Source organism: Deinococcus apachensis DSM 19763, assembly GCF_000381345.1.
Lineage (GTDB): Bacteria > Deinococcota > Deinococci > Deinococcales > Deinococcaceae > Deinococcus > Deinococcus apachensis.
The window spans coordinates 495,780-510,776 of the sequence record NZ_KB906398.1 but is presented as its reverse complement, the minus strand read 5'-3'; the positions used below and the strand labels follow the sequence as shown (position 1 = coordinate 510,776).

Here is a 14,997-nt window from a genome sequence, read left to right as displayed (position 1 = left end):
TGGGTACCGGAGGCCACCCATGACCCCCGAGCCTCCCTCCCCCCGCGTCTGGCTCGTGCCGACCCCCGTGGGCAACCTCGGTGACATCACCCTGCGGGCCGTGGAGGTGCTGCGCGCGGTGGACGCCGTGGCCTGCGAGGACACGCGGCGCACAGGCGCCTTACTCGCACACCTGGGGATCGGCAAGCCCCTGGTGCGGCTGGACGCCCATACCATGCACCGCGCCGCGCAGGTGCTGGAGACCTACCCCCGCCTCGCCTACGTCAGCGACGCGGGCACGCCGGGCATCAGCGACCCCGGGGCGGAACTCGTGCGGGCGGCAGTCGAGGCGGACATCCCGGTCGAGGTGCTGCCGGGGCCGACTGCCTTCGTCCCGGCGCTCGTGCTGTCGGGCTTGCCGAACGCGCGCTTCACCTTCGAGGGGTTCCTGCCCCGCTCGGGCCGGGAGCGCCGGGAGCGCCTGGAGGCCGTCGCCGCCCGCCCCGAGACGACTGTGCTGTACGAGAGCCCCCACCGCCTCGCCGCCACCCTGGCCGACCTGGCCCAGGCGTGCGGCGAGAGGCGCGCAGCCAGCGTCACCCGCGAACTCTCCAAGCGCTTCGAGGAGACGGCGCGCGGAACTCTGGCGGAGTTGAGCACCCGCTTCGCGGAGGGAACGCGCGGCGAGATCGTGGTCGTCGTGGCGGGCCGACCGGCGGGGGAGGCCGTGCCCGGCGAGGAGGCCCCCGACCACGCCGCCCTCGCCCGGACCTGGGCGGGGGAGGGCAGGGGCGCCCGCGAGATCCGGGAATTGCTGATGGGCCAGGGTTTGCGTAAGAATGACGCTTATGCGCTGGCCCTCGCGGTCACGCAGGAGACCTGACCCCACCTGCCCGAGGAGTTGCCCGTGACCGATATCGACCCCGTAACTGTCCACCCCAACCCCGCCGGGATCAAGCGCCTGGCCGTCCTCACCAGCGGGGGCGACGCGCCCGGCATGAACGCGGCAATCCGTGCGGTCGTCCGCACCGCCACCCATCAGGGCATCGAGGTCGTGGCGGTGCGCCGGGGCTTTTCCGGTCTGCACCGCGGCAACATGGCGATCATCGGTGCCCGCGACGTGGCGAACACAATTCAGCGCGGCGGCACCATCCTCCTGACCGCCCGCTCACACACCTGGCGCACGCCCGAGGGCCGCGCGAAGGGGGCCGAGTACCTGCGCGAGTGGGGCGTGGACGGACTGATCGTGATCGGCGGCGACGGTTCCTTCCACGGCGGGTACTACCTCCAGCAGGAGCACGGCATCCCGGTGATCGGTGTTCCCGGCACCATCGACAACGACCTGTACGGCACCGACCACACCATCGGCTACTTCACGGCCGTCGAGACCGCGCTGGACGCCGTGGACAAGCTGCGTGACACGGGCGCCTCGCACGAGCGCATCTTCGTGATCGAGGTGATGGGCCGCCACGCCGGGCATATCGCCTTGGAGGTCGCGGTCGCGGGCGGTGCCGAGGAGGTCTTCATCCCCGAGGACCCCAAGCCGGTGGACGGCGTGGTCGCCACCGTGCAGGAGAGCCTGGCGAAGGGCAAGGCGAGTTCCATCATCATCGTCGCCGAGGGCTTTCCGGGGGGCGCCCAGGGCGTGGCCGACGCCATCGAGGCCGGGACGGGGCTGGAGACGCGGGTCAGCATCCTGGGCCACATCCAGCGCGGCGGCACGCCCGTCAGTAGTGACCGGGTCCTCGCCAGCCGCCTGGGTGAGGCCGCCGTCTACGCCCTGATGGACGGCGTCCAGGGCGTGATGGTGGGCCGGATGAACGGCGAGATCGGCTACACCCCCCTGGAAGAAACCTGGGAGAAGCGCAAGGACGTGAGCCGCGACCTGTACCGCTGCGCGAAGACGCTGAGCGTGTAGCAGCGAAGGGGAGGGCTCACCGCACCCGCCCATCCTGGGGACTGACCGCGAAAAGCCCGCCCCAGGGCCGGTACACGCTGCGCGTCTCGTCGCGGACCACCCGCCCGTCCGCATACCGCACCTGCCGCGTGACGGTGACCCGCGAGCCGGGGGCGGGCATGTCGAGCCGCCGCGCCTCCCCGGGACGCTGGCCCGCGTCGGCCACGAACGCCGGGGGTGGGGGAGGGCGCACGTCCGCCTGGCGCGGGGCCGCCACCCACACCTTCCGGCTATCGGGACGCCCGAACAGGTCGACGCGGAGTTCCTGACGCTTCAGGTCCCAGCTCGCCTGCACGAGCAGCGGCCCCGCCGTGTCGTTGCGCCAGCGCAGGTTCTTGTTCGGCGCGTATACGGCCGCGTCCAGACCGGGGGCGCCGTAGTACGCCACCTGATAGGAGTGCGCGTGCCGTTCGGTGATCGGCAGCCCCGCCGCGTGCGCCGCGCGAAATATGGTGGTGCTGACCTGACAGAGCCCGCCGCCGTCCTCCAGGCTGAGGGTCCGGCCGGTGATCACGTACCCCCGCACGAAGCCGCCCGCCGCGTTGATGCGCCCCACCCGCGCGTTGAAGTTGAACTCCGCCCCGGGCGCGACCCAGGTCCCGTGCAGTTTGCCCGCGCCCACCCGGATGTTCTGCACCCGGAAGCCGGGGCTCCCCGTGAAGGTGGAGGACCCCGAGGCGAGGTGCGTCAGGCCCTGCTCCTGCGCCCAGCGGACGCTGCGGGCCGGGGCCTGGAGACGCAGGACGAGGGCGCTGCCGGATTCCCCCCGCCCCAGCGCCTCCCGCAGCCGCGCCTCCGTCCGCTCGCGGTCGACCTTCCAGCCTGTCTGGGCGCGGGCGATCCAACGGCCCCCCTCGCGGAAGAACCGCACGTCCCTCGCCCCCCGGGCCTCCACCTGCGCGTAGACCCGTGCCAGGGCAACCCGCAGGGGGGAGAGGTCTCCTGACGTTCTCAGCCGCGCCACCTCCTGAGCCGGAATCTGCACCGTGAAGCGGCGTTCGGTGAGGGGCCGTTCCACCCGTCCGCCCACCAGCACGGGCTCCGGGGCGCTCAGGCGAAGCTGGAGGCGGAGGGGCGCCTGTTCCGGCGCGGGCGTGACCCGGGGGACCGGCGTGGAACGGGGGACGGTTCCGGGCGCCGCCGCATTGACCTGCCAGCCCAGCAGCAGCGCGGGCAGGAGCGGGAACAGGCGGAAGAGGGGCGAGGCCATGGGTGGGGAGCCTCCTGTGGCGTGTGGGTGTGGGCCAGGGGGAGGACACAGCTACCCGCGTGTCTCCTCCCCCTGGCCCGGCCCGCTCAGGGCTGCAACACGGTGTCGATGACGTGGATGATGCCGTTGCTCGCGGGGATGTCGGCGCGGATGACGGTCGCGTCGTTGATCCTGACCGTATTGCCACTGGTGGTGATGTTCAGGGTCCCGCCGCTCGCGGTCGTCGCGCTGCTCAGGCCGCTGACCTGGGCCGACGTGACCCGGCCGGGCACCACGTGGTACAGCAGCAGGGCGCGGAGCTGCTCGCGGTTGTTCAGCAGGGCGGTGAGCTGATCCTGCGGCACCTTGGCGAAGGCCGCGTTGGTGGGTGCGAAGACCGTGTACGGCCCGGGGCTGCTCAGCGTTTCTACCAGCCCGGCCGCCTGCACCGCTGACAGCAGGGTGCTGAAGTTCGGGTCGTTCGCCACGATGGCCGCGATGGTGTTACCCGTCGGGACGGAACTGCCGCCTCCCGCCAGAGCCACCGAGGAAACCAACAGGGCCGCCGACACTACTACCTTACGCATCTTCAATCCTCCTGATCAGGAACATCAAAAGATGGCCTTGACTTGAAGCGTGCCCCAGTGGACATGCTTTAAGCCCCGCTCGTCTTGAGTCAATCCGGGAAGATTACGGGCTGTTCCCAGCTCGACAAGAGGATCGTAAAAGTCAGGGGAAAGACATTGCGTACGCCGCCGTACAATGAGGCCGAGTTAAAGTGTTCAGTGCTACAAAAGCATACGGTCCTGTTTCCTTCTAGCAAGCTAAAAACCACCCTTACATGGAGGGTGGTTGAAAGAGCGCGTGACGTGAAGCTCAGTCCCGCCCGACATTCCGCAGGAACGCGGGGATGTCGTAGTCCTTGGGATCGTAGGAGCTGCCGCCCTGACCCCGCACGGGGCGCACGATGGTATCGATGCTGGTGCCGCGGCTGCCCGACTTGCCCATGCCCAGGCTCAGGCCGCTGGGGAAGGTGCCCTCTCCGAAGCCGGTGGCGATCACCGTGACGCGCACCTCGTCGCCCGCCGCCTCGTCCGGCGTGATGCCGAAGAGGATGTCGGGGTCCTCGAAGCCGGTCGCGTCGCGGATCTTCTCGACGATCTCGTTCGCGTCCGTCATGGAGAGGTCGTAGCCGCCCGTCACGTTGATCAGAATGCGGCGCGCCCCCTCGATGCCGCGCTCCAGCAGCGGTGAGTGGATGGCGCTCATGGCAGCCTCGTCGGCGACCTTCTCGCCCCGGCCCGCGCCGATGCCCATCAGGACCGTGCCCGAGTTGGAGAGCATGTTCCGCACGTCCGCGAAGTCGAGGTTGATCATGCCCTCGACATTGATCACGTCGCTGATGCCCTTGACCCCGTAATACAGCACCCGGTCGGCGATCAGGAACGCCTCGCGGAAGCTAACCTTCTTGTCCACGGCGGTGAGCAGCTTCTCGTTGTTCACCACGATCATGCCGTCCACGCGCTCGGTGAGCTTGTTGATGCCGTCCTCCGCCACGCGCTGCCGCTTGGGCCCCTCGAACTTGAAGGGCCGGGTCACGATGGCGACCGTGAGAATCCCCATCTCGCGGGCGATCTCAGCCACAACCGGGGCACTGCCCGTGCCGGTGCCGCCGCCCATCCCGGCCGTGATAAAGAGCATGTCGGTGCCGTCGAGGTACTCCTTGATCCGCTCGCGGTCCTCCAGGGCAGCCTTCTCGCCCACCTCGGGGTCGGCCCCGGCGCCCAGGCCGCGGGTCAGGCGGTCGCCGAGCTGAATGCGAACCTCGGCGTGGCTCTTGGCGAGCACCTGCGCGTCGGTGTTGCCCGCGACGAACTCGACACCCTCCAGTCCCGATTCGATCATGCGGTTCACCGCATTGTTTCCCGCCCCGCCCAAGCCAATCACGCGAATTCTGGCCGCTTGCATCATGTCTCCTTCACGCGGCGCACCCTTGACGGTGCCCACGAATCATGCGGTGTAGTTTAACCCAGGATACCCGCCGCGTCCTCTCACGGTGACGGGTCGGCGGTTCCTGCATGCCGAGCGGGAGGCCCCGGCCTCACCGCCAGCTCTTTTACAGCCAATCCTTGAAAATGCCCCGCACCCGGTCCATGAAGGTGCCGCTGCTCTTGTCCTTCTCCTTCTTGGGCGGGGCGGCGGGCACCGGGTTGGGCGCGACCACCGTGACCTCGGGCTGGGAACTGCCCTTGCTCGTGGGAACGGGGGCAGGCGTCGGCTCGGGCTCCTCGCGGAAGACCGAGACGGGCACCTTGCCGTCCTGGCCGATGCCGTACAGCACCAGGCCGACGCCGCTGGAGTGCGCCGGGCCACTCACGATGTCGGTCAGGCCCCCGATGCCGCGCGGGCGTCCCAGCCGGACGGGCAGCCGGAAGCGATCGCGGGCGAGGTCCGTCGTGCCGCGCAGCAGGCTGGCCCCACCCGTCAGCACCACACCCTGCGCGACGAGTTCCACCGGGCCGAGCGCCTGGTCGATCTCGTCGCGGACCATGCCGAAGATTTCCGACAGGCGCGGCTTGATGATGCGCGACAGTTCGAAGGCGCTGATCGCGTGGGTTGAGCCGTTCGACGAGGTGATTTCCAGCGTGAGGTCCGGGTCGGCGAGTTCGGGGATGGCGGCCCCGTACTTGCGCTTGACGTTCTCGGCCTCCTCGTGCGGGATCTTGAGGATCTGCGCGAGGTCGGCGGTCACGTGCTCCCCGCCCAGCGGAATGCACGCCGAGTGCGCGAGGTTGCCGCGCTTGAACACGCCCACGTCGGTCGTGCCGCCGCCCATGTCGATCACGATGACCGTCTGGCTCTGCTCGGCGGCCTCCAGCGTGGCGAGGCCCGAGGCGAGCGCCTGCAGGACGAAGCCCTCGACCTTCAGCCCCGCCTCCTGCACGCAACGGCGCAGGTTCAGCAGCGGCCCGGCAGTCCCGGCCACGATATGCACGTCGACCTCCAGCCGGACACCGTGCATCCCGACCGGGTTCTTGATGCCCTCCTGGCCGTCCACGACGTACTCCTGCGGCAGCGTGTGGATGATCTCCAGGTGCGGGTCGAGCGGCACCGCGCGGGCGTTCTCGATGGCGCGGTCCACGTCGGGCTGGGTAATTTCCTGATTGCGGCGGATGGCGGCCAGCCCGTGGCTGGTGATCGCCTTGGCATGGTTGCCCGCCACCGAGACGAAGACGCTGCCCACCCGCACGCCGCTGACCCGCTCGGCGTTCTGCACCGACTGACGGATGGCGTGGGTGGCCCGCTCCAGATTGACGACGGCGCCGCGCTTCATGCCCTCGCTGGGCACGGTGCCCTCGCCGATGATGTCGACAGTGCCATTCGGCGCGACCTCGCCGATGACGGTGGTGATTTTGGTGGTGCCGATATCCAGCCCCACGATAATTGGGTTGTCCTTCATTCCTGGACGCTCACCCCCCAGGGGTAGATGTGGATTTGTTTGTTCGGGAATTGCACTAGGGCTCCAGCATACTTCAGCAGGGTCCTCAGGTCGCCGCTCCACACCGATCCGCTCGCGGTCCTGGCCGTGATGCCGGAGGGTGTGTACTCGACCGACTGAACATTGTACCCCCGTAGCGCGCGGGCGACGAACAGGGCGTCCCCCACCCGGCCCGGACCCCACCCGGTGAGCAGCGGCAGGGCGTCCACCTCACGCGCTCCCGGCAGCACCATCCCGTCCTCGGCAAGCACGACCACCCGCCCCCCGGGCTGCTGGAGCCGGGCGAAGGGGACTCGCTCGGTCACCCGCACCTCGACCGTGTCTGGAAAGCGGCGGGTCACGACGGCTGAGCTGATCCACGGGCTGCGCCGCAGACCCTGAGCCCGCCACGTCCCGTAGTACGGCCATGCGAAACCCGATGTCAGCCCCGCGAGTTTCCGCACCTGGGCCTCCGAGAGCCGAGTGTTGCCCGTCACCGTCACCGCGCGGATGGGGAGGGCAAACCAGCTTGCGGCAAGCGCCCCGGCTAGGGCCACGGCCCCCAGGGTCCACCAGAGGCGGCCCCATCGCCTCCTCAGCCGGGTGGGCGGGACTTCGGGGACGGGGGCATCGGGAGTGGTGGGCACAGGCTCCAGGGCGGGGGGAGCCGCCGTGATCCGGTGATTCCTGGGGCGCGGCTCAGGGTCGGTCATGGGCACATCCTGTCATCATTCGGCGTTCTTCCCCGCCCTATTCCGGCCACAGCTCGTATTCCAGTTCCAGCGGCACACCCACCCGCTCACGGATAAGCCCCAGCAGGGCGTGGACATCGGCGCTGCTCGCCCCTCCCAGGTTCACGATGAAGTTGGCGTGCTCCGGGGCGATCATCGCGTTCCCCACCCGGGTGCCCTTCAGGCCCGCCTCGTCAATGAGTTTGCCCGCCGACACGCCTCCCGGATTCTTGAAGGCGCAGCCCGGCGTCTTCATCTTGGGCTGGCCCTTGCGGGCCTGGTCGGCGAAGTCCATCCGCGCCAGTACCTCCTCCGGGGTGGAGCGGCGCAGCCCCAGGCGCACGCGGGAGACGACGTGGTTGCGGGGGATGCCGCTCCGGCGGTACCCCCAGTCCAGGTCGCCCGGGGTAACCTGCCGCGTTCCCCCCGGCGTCACAATTTCCAGCGTGTGCAGCCCGTCGAACATCTCGCTGTAGCGGGTGCCCGCGTTCATCCACACGGCGCCGCCGACCTGCGCGGGGATTCCGACAGTACCTTCCAGGTTGGAGAGGCCGAGCTTCTGCAACTTGCGGATCAGCCCGGGGAGGGGCACGCCGCCGCCCACCCAGCCGGTGACCACCGTCTCGCCGTCGGTGAGGTCGGGGTCAGGCGTGAGGTCGCTCTCCGCGAGGGGGCCAGTCAGGCGAATGACCCGCTCGGGCACGCCCCCGTCTGCGACGACGAGGTTGCTGCCGCCCCCCAGGACGCGGTATGGGGCCTCCATCGCTTCGGCAAGTTGTTCCAGACTGGAGACGAACCACATCTCGGCCTCGCCGCCCACTCCCAACGTGGTAAACCGGGCAAGGGGCAATCGCTCCACTCTCGCCCCGCTGCGGCTCACACTGACAGGCAGCACGGTCACGCCTTCACCCCCGCCAGTTCCCGCGAGAGTTTCCACACGTCGCCCGCACCCATCGTGACGATCAGGTCGCCCGGCGTGGCCGTCTCACGCAGGTAACGCACGACTTCCGCGCGGTCAGGGGCGTAGCGCACCCCCGAATGTCCCTTCTTCACCATCCGCCCACTGACGAGCGTGGCATGAATGCCGGGGATGGGCGGCTCGGAGGCGGCGGCGATGTCGAGGACCAGCACCTCGTCCGCGTCCATGAGCGCGTCGGCGAGGCGGGGCCAGGACTGCTGGGTGCGGAGGTAACGGTGGGGCTGGAAGATCACCCGGACGCGGCGCCCGGTCTGCCGCGCGGCCTGCACGGCGGCGGCGACCTTGGTGGCGTTGTGGGCGTAATCATCGATCACGAGCGCCCCGTTCAGCTCCCCAATCCGTTGCCAGCGGCGCCCAGGACCCCGGAAAGCGGACAGGGCATCCGCGGCGGCGCGGAAATCCCCGCCGTACAGGTCGGTGGCGGCCAGGGCCGCCAGCGCGTTCAGCACGTTGTGGGTGCCCGGCAGGCCGACCCGCGCCTCGCCCAGAGGCTCCCCCCGGCGTTCCACCGTGAAGGTCGTGCCCTCCGCGTCGGGCTGGAGGTTCAAGGCGCGGTAGTCCGTTCCCTCCGACAGGCCATAGCTCAGCCGCTCGCTCGCCCCGGCGCACAGCTTCTCTAATCCAGCCCAGTCCGCACAGTACAGCACCCTCCCCGCCTGCCCCGCGAAGCGGGCGAAGGCGGCGTGCTGCTCTTCCACTGTCTCCCAGTAGGTCGCCTGGTTGCCGCCCACATGGTCGTCCTCGGCGTTGGTGAAGACGGCGGTCTCGCACACGAGGTCCCCGAAGCCCCGGTCGGACTCGTCCACCTCGGCGACGAAGGGACCCTGTCCCACCCGCGCGTTGGAGCCGAACTCGGGCACGATGCCGCCCACGAAGGCCGCCGGGTCCAGCCCCGCCCCCTGCATGGCGACGGCGATCATGGAGGTCGTGGTCGTCTTGCCGTGAGTGCCGATCACGCCGACCGAGGGGCCAGCGCGCAGCAGCTCGTCCAGCAGGGCCATGCGCGGGCGGACCTCCACCCCGGCCGCGCGGGCAGCGGCGAGTTCGGGGTGACTTTTGGGCACCGCCTCCGACGCGATGAGGACATCCACATCCGCCACATGTGAGGCGTCGTGCCCCGCGCAGACCGTGATCCCCTCCCGCCCCAGTTGCTCGGTGAGTTCGGAGAGCTGGGCGTCGCACCCGCTGACCCGCACGCCGCGCGCCGCGAGCAGCCGTGCAAAGGCGCTCACGCCGATGCCGCCGATGCCCATCAGGTGATAGTGGGGCGGGTGGGACGGGGGCGAGGGCTGGGCGGCGGGCGCGGTGGAGGGGGGAGGGGAGGTGTCAGTCATGGTGGGAAAGGTTCGGGGCGCACGCAGCTAGCGCAGGTGCCGCTCCACCAGATCGGCGAAGCGGCCCGCCGCGCCCGCCGGGGAGCGCCCCAGGGCCGCCTCCCGCATCAAGGCGCGCATGCCCGCCGCCGCACACTCTAGCACCGCCTCCCCCAACTGCCCGGCCAGCGCCGTCTGCTCAACCACCCGCCCCGCTCCCGCCTCCTGCACACTGAGCGCGTTGTGGAGCTGGTGGTTCTCCGCCGACTCGGGCAGCGGCACCATGACGAGCGGGACACCGTGAAAGGCGGCTTCAGCCAGCGTGCCCGTCCCCGCCCGGGTGATCGCCAGGTCCGAGGCCGACCACGCCGCGACTGCGTCCGTGTAGCCGACGGCGTGATACCAGGGGAGGTCTGCCACACGGGGAGCAACTTCCTCCAACCAGCGGGGGCCGGTGGAATGGAGGACCTGGACGGAACCTTCGGGAGAGGTTCCTGCTTCCCCCAACACTTCCCGCAACACATCCGGCACCCCGTTGTTCAGCGCCAGCGACCCCTGCGAGCCGCCCATGACCAGCAGGGTGAGGGGCCCGTCGCGCAACCCCAGCCGCGCCAGCGCCTCCGCCCGAGGCAGCCGCTCCTCCCGCACCGGCATCCCGACCATCGTCGCCTTGTCTTCCGGCAGCCCGATGACCTTTGGGTACGCGGTTCCGACCGCCCGCGCACGCCCCGCCGCCAGCCGCTGCGTCAGGCCCAGCCGCGCGTTCTGTTCGTGCAGGACGGTGGGCAGGCCCAAGCTCTGCGCGGCCAGAACTCCGGGCAAGCTGGCAAAGCCCCCGAAGCCCACGACCGCTCCGGGCCGGGTCTGGCTCAGGAAGGTGCGAGCCTCCGCCACGCCCCGCACCGCCCGCAGCAGCTCACGCGGGTCCGGTCGGCCCTGCCCGCTACGCGCGAGCTTCCCGGCCTCCACGCCCTGAAACGGCAGGCCCTGCTCGGCCGCGACCCGCTCCTCCATCCCGCCCCGCTGCCCCAGCAGCAGCGCCTCGTGCCCGCGCGCCATCAGCTCGCGCGCTGTTGCGACCGCCGGGTAGATGTGCCCCCCCGTGCCTCCCGTTGCCATGACGACCAGACTCATCCGGGGGAGTGTAGAGCGTGGGGCGGGACGAGGAGCCGGGAAAAGCCGCCAGCACCTCTCTGACGGCTGAAGGCTGACTTCTCAGTCGAACAGGTCCCCGATGCTGCGCCCGATGCCGCCGCCGTGGCTGTCACTGTCCCCACCCAGGCCCTGCTCGAACTCCTCGTAGGGTTGCACGACCACGAAGCCGTCACCCTGGAAGACCATCTGGTACGTCTCGCCGCCGCCGCGCCCGAAGATGCTCCTCAGGCTGGCGTCCATGCGGAGTTGCGGCTGGAGGTTTCCGCTCCAGGCGACCGTCGCATTCGGGTCGGTGAAGATCGGCTCGTTGTGGGTGACCCGCAGCGTCAGCGGCTTGCCGTGGCTGAGGATGGCAACCAGCCCGTTGCCCTGAAGCCGCACGCTGAAGAGCCCGCCTGCCGCCATTCCCGCCACCCGGCGGTGCATGGTGATGTCGTAGTTCACACTGTCCTCGAAGGCGAGCAGATCGTTGCCGTTCACGTTCAGGCTGTCGCCCGAGAGGCGCAGAATCTGCACCTCCTTGCCCTGGTCGGCCAGGTACGCCACGCCCCGGCCCTCGATCTTGGCGAGCGGGCTCATCTCCTGGCTCACGGCGCGCTTGAGGGCCTTCATCAGGCCGCCCTCCAGCGTTCCCTCGCGCCGGAAGGAGAGGTTGCCCTTGTACGCCACCATCGCGCCCAGCTTGCTCCAGATGCGGCCATTGACCTTGACCTCCAGCATCTTGGAGCTCTCCAGCTCGAACACCTCGCCGGGCTGGTCGCGCTCGGCGGTCTGGGCCAGGAAGTCGCGGAGACTGTAACTGCCGTCAGGATTCGTCATGCTCCCCAATACGGGGGGAGGATGAAATAGGTTTCCAGGTACCCTCAGCTCATCACGGCCCCGATCCGGCGCAGCATTTCCTCGACCTGCTCCAGGCTGGTCGCGTAGCTCAGGCGCACCTGGCCGGGCGCGGCGAAGTCGGTGCCGGGCACCACGGCGACCCGCGCCTCGTCGAGCAGGAGGCGGGCGGCTTCCAGCTCGTCGGGATGGAGGCGGGCGGTGTCTGTCATCACGTAAAAGGCGCCCTGTGGAGTGGGCGTGGGCAGGCCGAGTCCGTTCAATCCGGCCACGATTCGGTCGCGCCGCTCGCGGTAAGCGCGCCGGGCCATTTCGATAAACCGCGCCGTCTCCTCGTACTCGTTCAGGGCGGCCAGCGCGGCGTACTGACTCACGCTGCTCGCGTTGCTCGTGCTCTGCGACTGGAAGGCGTTCATCGCGGCGATCACCGCCTTCGGGCCCCCCGCGTACCCGATGCGCCAGCCCGTCATCGCGTAGGCCTTGCTCGCCCCGTTCACCGTGAGCGTATGCTCCGGTGCGTACCGCCCGATGCTGACCTGCTCGGCGTCGTACACCAGATGCTCGTACATCTCGTCCGTTACGATCACGAGATTGTGGCGCTGGGCGACCCCCGCCACGGCCTCCAGCACCTCGGTGGGGAACACGGCGCCCGTCGGGTTGCCGGGGCTGTTGAGCACGATCATGCGAGTCCGCGGCGTGACCCGGACCTCCAACTCCTCCGGGTCAAGGATGAAGCCCGACTCCGGCGTGGTCGGCACGGGCACCGGCACCGCGCCCGTCAGCGCCACCATCTCCGGGTAGCTCACCCAGTACGGGGCGGGGATCAGCACCTCGTCGCCGGGGTTCAGCAGCGCGAAAAAGGCGTTGAAGAGGGCCTGTTTGCCCCCGCTGGTGACCGTCACGTCGCTCGGCGCGTACTCCAGGCTGTTCTCCCGCGCGAACTTGGCGCTAATCGCTTCCCGCAGCTCGGGGATACCGTTCACAGCGGTGTATTTCGTCTTCCCACTTTCGATGGCCCGGATAGCGGCGGCCTTGATGTGGGGCGGCGTGTCAAAGTCCGGCTCGCCCACGCTCATGCTGATCACGTCCACGCCCGCCCGCCTCAGTTCGAGCGCCCGCGACGAGACTGCCACCGTCGCCGAGGGCTTGAGGCTCCGGGCACGCTCGGACAGGCGGAAGGGGGACGGGGCAGAAGGCGCGCTCATGGGCTGAGGGTACAGGGCCAGGGTGGGGGAGGGGAGAGGCCGGGCTAGGGCGTGTCCTCAAGATCCTGAACCCGGCGCCCACTTCTCTGAGCAGCCTGTCGAGGTGTGAAGCCCCGTCTTACGGAACGGAGAACTGGCAGATGTTGACGCAGCATCCACAGCCCTCGTCTTTCGGGCCGCCAACGTCCAGTCCCGAACTCTGGGTCCATTCCTCGAAAACATGCACCTGACGGGGGTCGTCAACCTCGAGGACGACGCGCAGGGATACCCGCAGTTCGCTCACCCTTGAACTGTCGGCGGGGACGCTGCTTGGGTTCCCAGATGGGCGGCCTGCACCTCAAAAAGGCGAAGAGGCAGCTTTTATGGCTGCCCCTGACCTTTCCACTCTGCCTTGTCAATCCAGAAGCCCAATGGTCCTCGCGCGGCTCACCGCCTCGGTGCGGTCCCCCGCGTCGAGCTTGGCGTACAGGCGGGCGAGGTGGTCCTTCACCGTGTCGGGGCTCACGCCGAGGTTCTTGGCGATCTCCTTGTTGGAGAAGCCCTGGGCGAGCAGGGGCAGCACCTCGGACTCGCGGGGGGTCAGGCGGGGCACGTCGACCTGGGGCAGGCGGTCGATCTCGGGGTGGGCCACGATCTCGCGGATCTGCCGGGCCAGGCTCTCGGGGTCCGTCTCCTTGCTGACGTAGCCGCGCGCCCCGGCCAGCCGTGCGGCCTGCACGATGGCGGGCTCGGCGAAGGTGGTGATCAGGACGCTGGCGATCCGGGGATGGGTCAGGCGCAGCCGCTCGCAGACCTCCACACCGGTCAGGCCGGGCATCTTCACGTCAAGCAGGGCGGCGTCCGGCTGGTGGGTGCGGCAGGCGGCGAGGGCCTGGACGCCGTCGGCGGCCTCGGCCACCACGTCGAACCCCTGGTGCAGCAGGGCGTATTTCAGACCCATGCGGAAAAGGGGGTGGTCATCGGCGATCACGAGTTTCAAGGGGTCACCTCCGGGAGATGCAGGGTGAAGACGGACTGGGGGGAAGAGGCCGGGGGGGAAGGAGGAGTCGGGGAGGACGGGTCGGGGGGTGCGGGCGGAGTGCGGCGGTATGTGAGGCTGCCGCCGTGCGCTTCCGCGATGCGGCGGGCGATGAAGAGGCCCAGCCCGGTCGTTCCGGCGGTGTACTGCTGCCCGGCGATGGTGGCGGGCTGGGCGTTGAAGGGCTGCGCGAGTTCCGAGAGGGGGGCGCACAGGCCGGGACCGTCGTCGCGCACCTCCACCCCGGCGGGAGTGACGGCCAGGGTCACCTCATGGCGGGCGTAGCGCAGGGCATTCTCGGCGAGGTTGCCCACGGCCCGCTCCAGCACGGGTGCGTCGGTGGGCGCCTGGCCCTGGCCCATCACCTGCAGTGTCAGGCCGTGAGCCTGGGGACCCAGTCGGCGGGCCACCCCCTCCACGAGGGCCCGCAGATCGGTGGGCTGGGGCTGCACGCGCACCTCCTCGCGCTCGAAGCGGTGCGCGTCGGCCATCTGCCCGACGAGCGCCAGCAGCCGGGCGTTCTCGGCGAGGATCTGCGCACCCACCTCGCGCCGCTCGGCGTCGGGGAGGGGATGCTCGGTCAGGACGCGCGTGAGGTGCCCGGTGGCAATCAGCGGCGTCTTGAGGTCGTGAACGAGGGTCGCCATAAAGGCGTTGCGGCGGCCCTGCTCGGTCGAGAGCCGCCCCAGCAGATCAGCAAAGGCCCCGCGCAGGGCGAGGATTTCGCCGGGGTCGTCGCGGTGCGGCTGCGCGAAGTCGCCCCGCTGCACCTCCGCCTCCAGGCGGCTGAGGGGCCGCAGCAGCACCCCGCTGAGCAGGTAGCCGATCAGCGCGCACAGCGCGGCGACGACCACCATCCACGTCACGAGCGTGAGGATCGACACGTCGTGGCGCGCGGGCAGCGTCAGCGCCAGGTTGGGCAGGAACGCCAGCAGAAAGATGATCAGCGTGAACTGGGTCCGCAGGGTTCCCTGCTGCCCTCCCCGCTGGGTGGGGCGGGGGGCACTCACCTGGGCTTCACCTCCGTTCACGTCCCGGAGTGTAGGAGGCGGCTTCTAACAGAAACCCCACACCCGCGGCGACAGAGCGCGCCAGCAAAGAGGCGTGCTGGAGGGGCTGGTGGCCATGACGGTTCCTCCTCGCCACAGGACAAGGG

Annotated in this window: 14 protein-coding genes; 2 read left to right on the top strand and 12 right to left on the bottom strand. The window is 69.8% G+C overall.

Going from position 1 to position 14,997, the window contains the following annotated elements; translation table 11 throughout:
• Positions 1 to 19: 19 nt before the first annotated feature.
• Together rsmI and pfkA are read left to right on the top strand one after the other, a co-directional pair.
• Positions 20 to 862 (top strand): 16S rRNA (cytidine(1402)-2'-O)-methyltransferase, encoded by an 843-nt coding sequence (gene rsmI / locus F784_RS0102565; RefSeq protein WP_019585127.1) that lies wholly within the window; start codon positions 20 to 22, stop codon positions 860 to 862.
• A gap of 24 nt (positions 863 to 886) precedes the next feature.
• Positions 887 to 1,897 (top strand): 6-phosphofructokinase, encoded by a 1,011-nt coding sequence (gene pfkA, locus F784_RS0102560; protein ID WP_019585126.1) that lies wholly within the window; start codon positions 887 to 889, stop codon positions 1,895 to 1,897.
• Positions 1,898 to 1,913: 16 nt separating this feature from the next.
• On the opposite strand, the gene F784_RS22185 is transcribed toward pfkA, so the two are convergent.
• The 12 genes from F784_RS22185 to F784_RS0102500 form a co-directional block, all read right to left on the bottom strand.
• Positions 1,914 to 3,146, bottom strand: a complete 1,233-nt coding sequence (locus tag F784_RS22185) for a VanW family protein (protein ID WP_245557745.1) — start codon at positions 3,144 to 3,146, stop codon at positions 1,914 to 1,916.
• Positions 3,147 to 3,232: 86 nt separating this feature from the next.
• Positions 3,233 to 3,712, bottom strand: coding sequence for a fasciclin domain-containing protein (locus tag F784_RS0102550; RefSeq protein ID WP_040382242.1), 480 nt, complete (start codon positions 3,710 to 3,712; stop codon positions 3,233 to 3,235).
• A 289-nt stretch (positions 3,713 to 4,001) separates the two neighbouring features.
• Entirely contained in the window at positions 4,002 to 5,093 is a 1,092-nt protein-coding gene (gene ftsZ / locus F784_RS0102545; protein WP_026332216.1) for a cell division protein FtsZ, read from the bottom strand.
• Positions 5,094 to 5,241: 148 nt separating this feature from the next.
• A complete protein-coding gene (gene ftsA / locus F784_RS0102540; RefSeq protein ID WP_019585123.1) occupies positions 5,242 to 6,585 on the bottom strand; it encodes a cell division protein FtsA in 1,344 nt (447 codons plus the stop codon).
• Positions 6,582 to 7,316 carry a cell division protein FtsQ/DivIB gene (locus tag F784_RS0102535; protein WP_026332215.1) on the bottom strand — a complete coding sequence of 245 codons (735 nt, stop codon included), beginning with the start codon at positions 7,314 to 7,316 and terminating at the stop codon, positions 6,582 to 6,584. Before F784_RS0102535 ends, ftsA begins: the two co-directional genes overlap by 4 nt.
• Before the next feature lie 37 nt (positions 7,317 to 7,353).
• Complete coding sequence (locus F784_RS0102530) at positions 7,354 to 8,214, bottom strand: UDP-N-acetylmuramate dehydrogenase (RefSeq protein WP_026332214.1); 861 nt, start codon at positions 8,212 to 8,214, stop codon at positions 7,354 to 7,356.
• 17 nt (positions 8,215 to 8,231) lie between these two features.
• Positions 8,232 to 9,647, bottom strand: a complete 1,416-nt coding sequence (gene murC / locus F784_RS0102525; RefSeq protein ID WP_019585120.1) for a UDP-N-acetylmuramate--L-alanine ligase — start codon at positions 9,645 to 9,647, stop codon at positions 8,232 to 8,234.
• Between the two features lie 27 nt (positions 9,648 to 9,674).
• Positions 9,675 to 10,760 carry an undecaprenyldiphospho-muramoylpentapeptide beta-N-acetylglucosaminyltransferase gene (gene murG, locus F784_RS0102520; RefSeq protein ID WP_026332213.1) on the bottom strand — a complete coding sequence of 362 codons (1,086 nt, stop codon included), beginning with the start codon at positions 10,758 to 10,760 and terminating at the stop codon, positions 9,675 to 9,677.
• A gap of 81 nt (positions 10,761 to 10,841) precedes the next feature.
• The gene (locus tag F784_RS0102515) at positions 10,842 to 11,600 is read right to left on the bottom strand and encodes an AIM24 family protein (RefSeq protein WP_019585118.1); all 759 of its coding nucleotides are present in this window, start codon (positions 11,598 to 11,600) and stop codon (positions 10,842 to 10,844) included.
• Between the two features lie 44 nt (positions 11,601 to 11,644).
• Positions 11,645 to 12,823, bottom strand: a complete 1,179-nt coding sequence (locus tag F784_RS0102510; protein ID WP_026332212.1) for a pyridoxal phosphate-dependent aminotransferase — start codon at positions 12,821 to 12,823, stop codon at positions 11,645 to 11,647.
• A gap of 394 nt (positions 12,824 to 13,217) precedes the next feature.
• The gene (locus tag F784_RS0102505; RefSeq protein WP_019585116.1) at positions 13,218 to 13,802 is read right to left on the bottom strand and encodes a response regulator transcription factor; all 585 of its coding nucleotides are present in this window, start codon (positions 13,800 to 13,802) and stop codon (positions 13,218 to 13,220) included.
• On the bottom strand, positions 13,799 to 14,851 hold the full coding sequence (locus F784_RS0102500; RefSeq protein ID WP_019585115.1) for a sensor histidine kinase: 1,053 nt from the start codon (positions 14,849 to 14,851) through the stop codon (positions 13,799 to 13,801). Before F784_RS0102500 ends, F784_RS0102505 begins: the two co-directional genes overlap by 4 nt.
• Positions 14,852 to 14,997 lie beyond the last annotated feature (146 nt).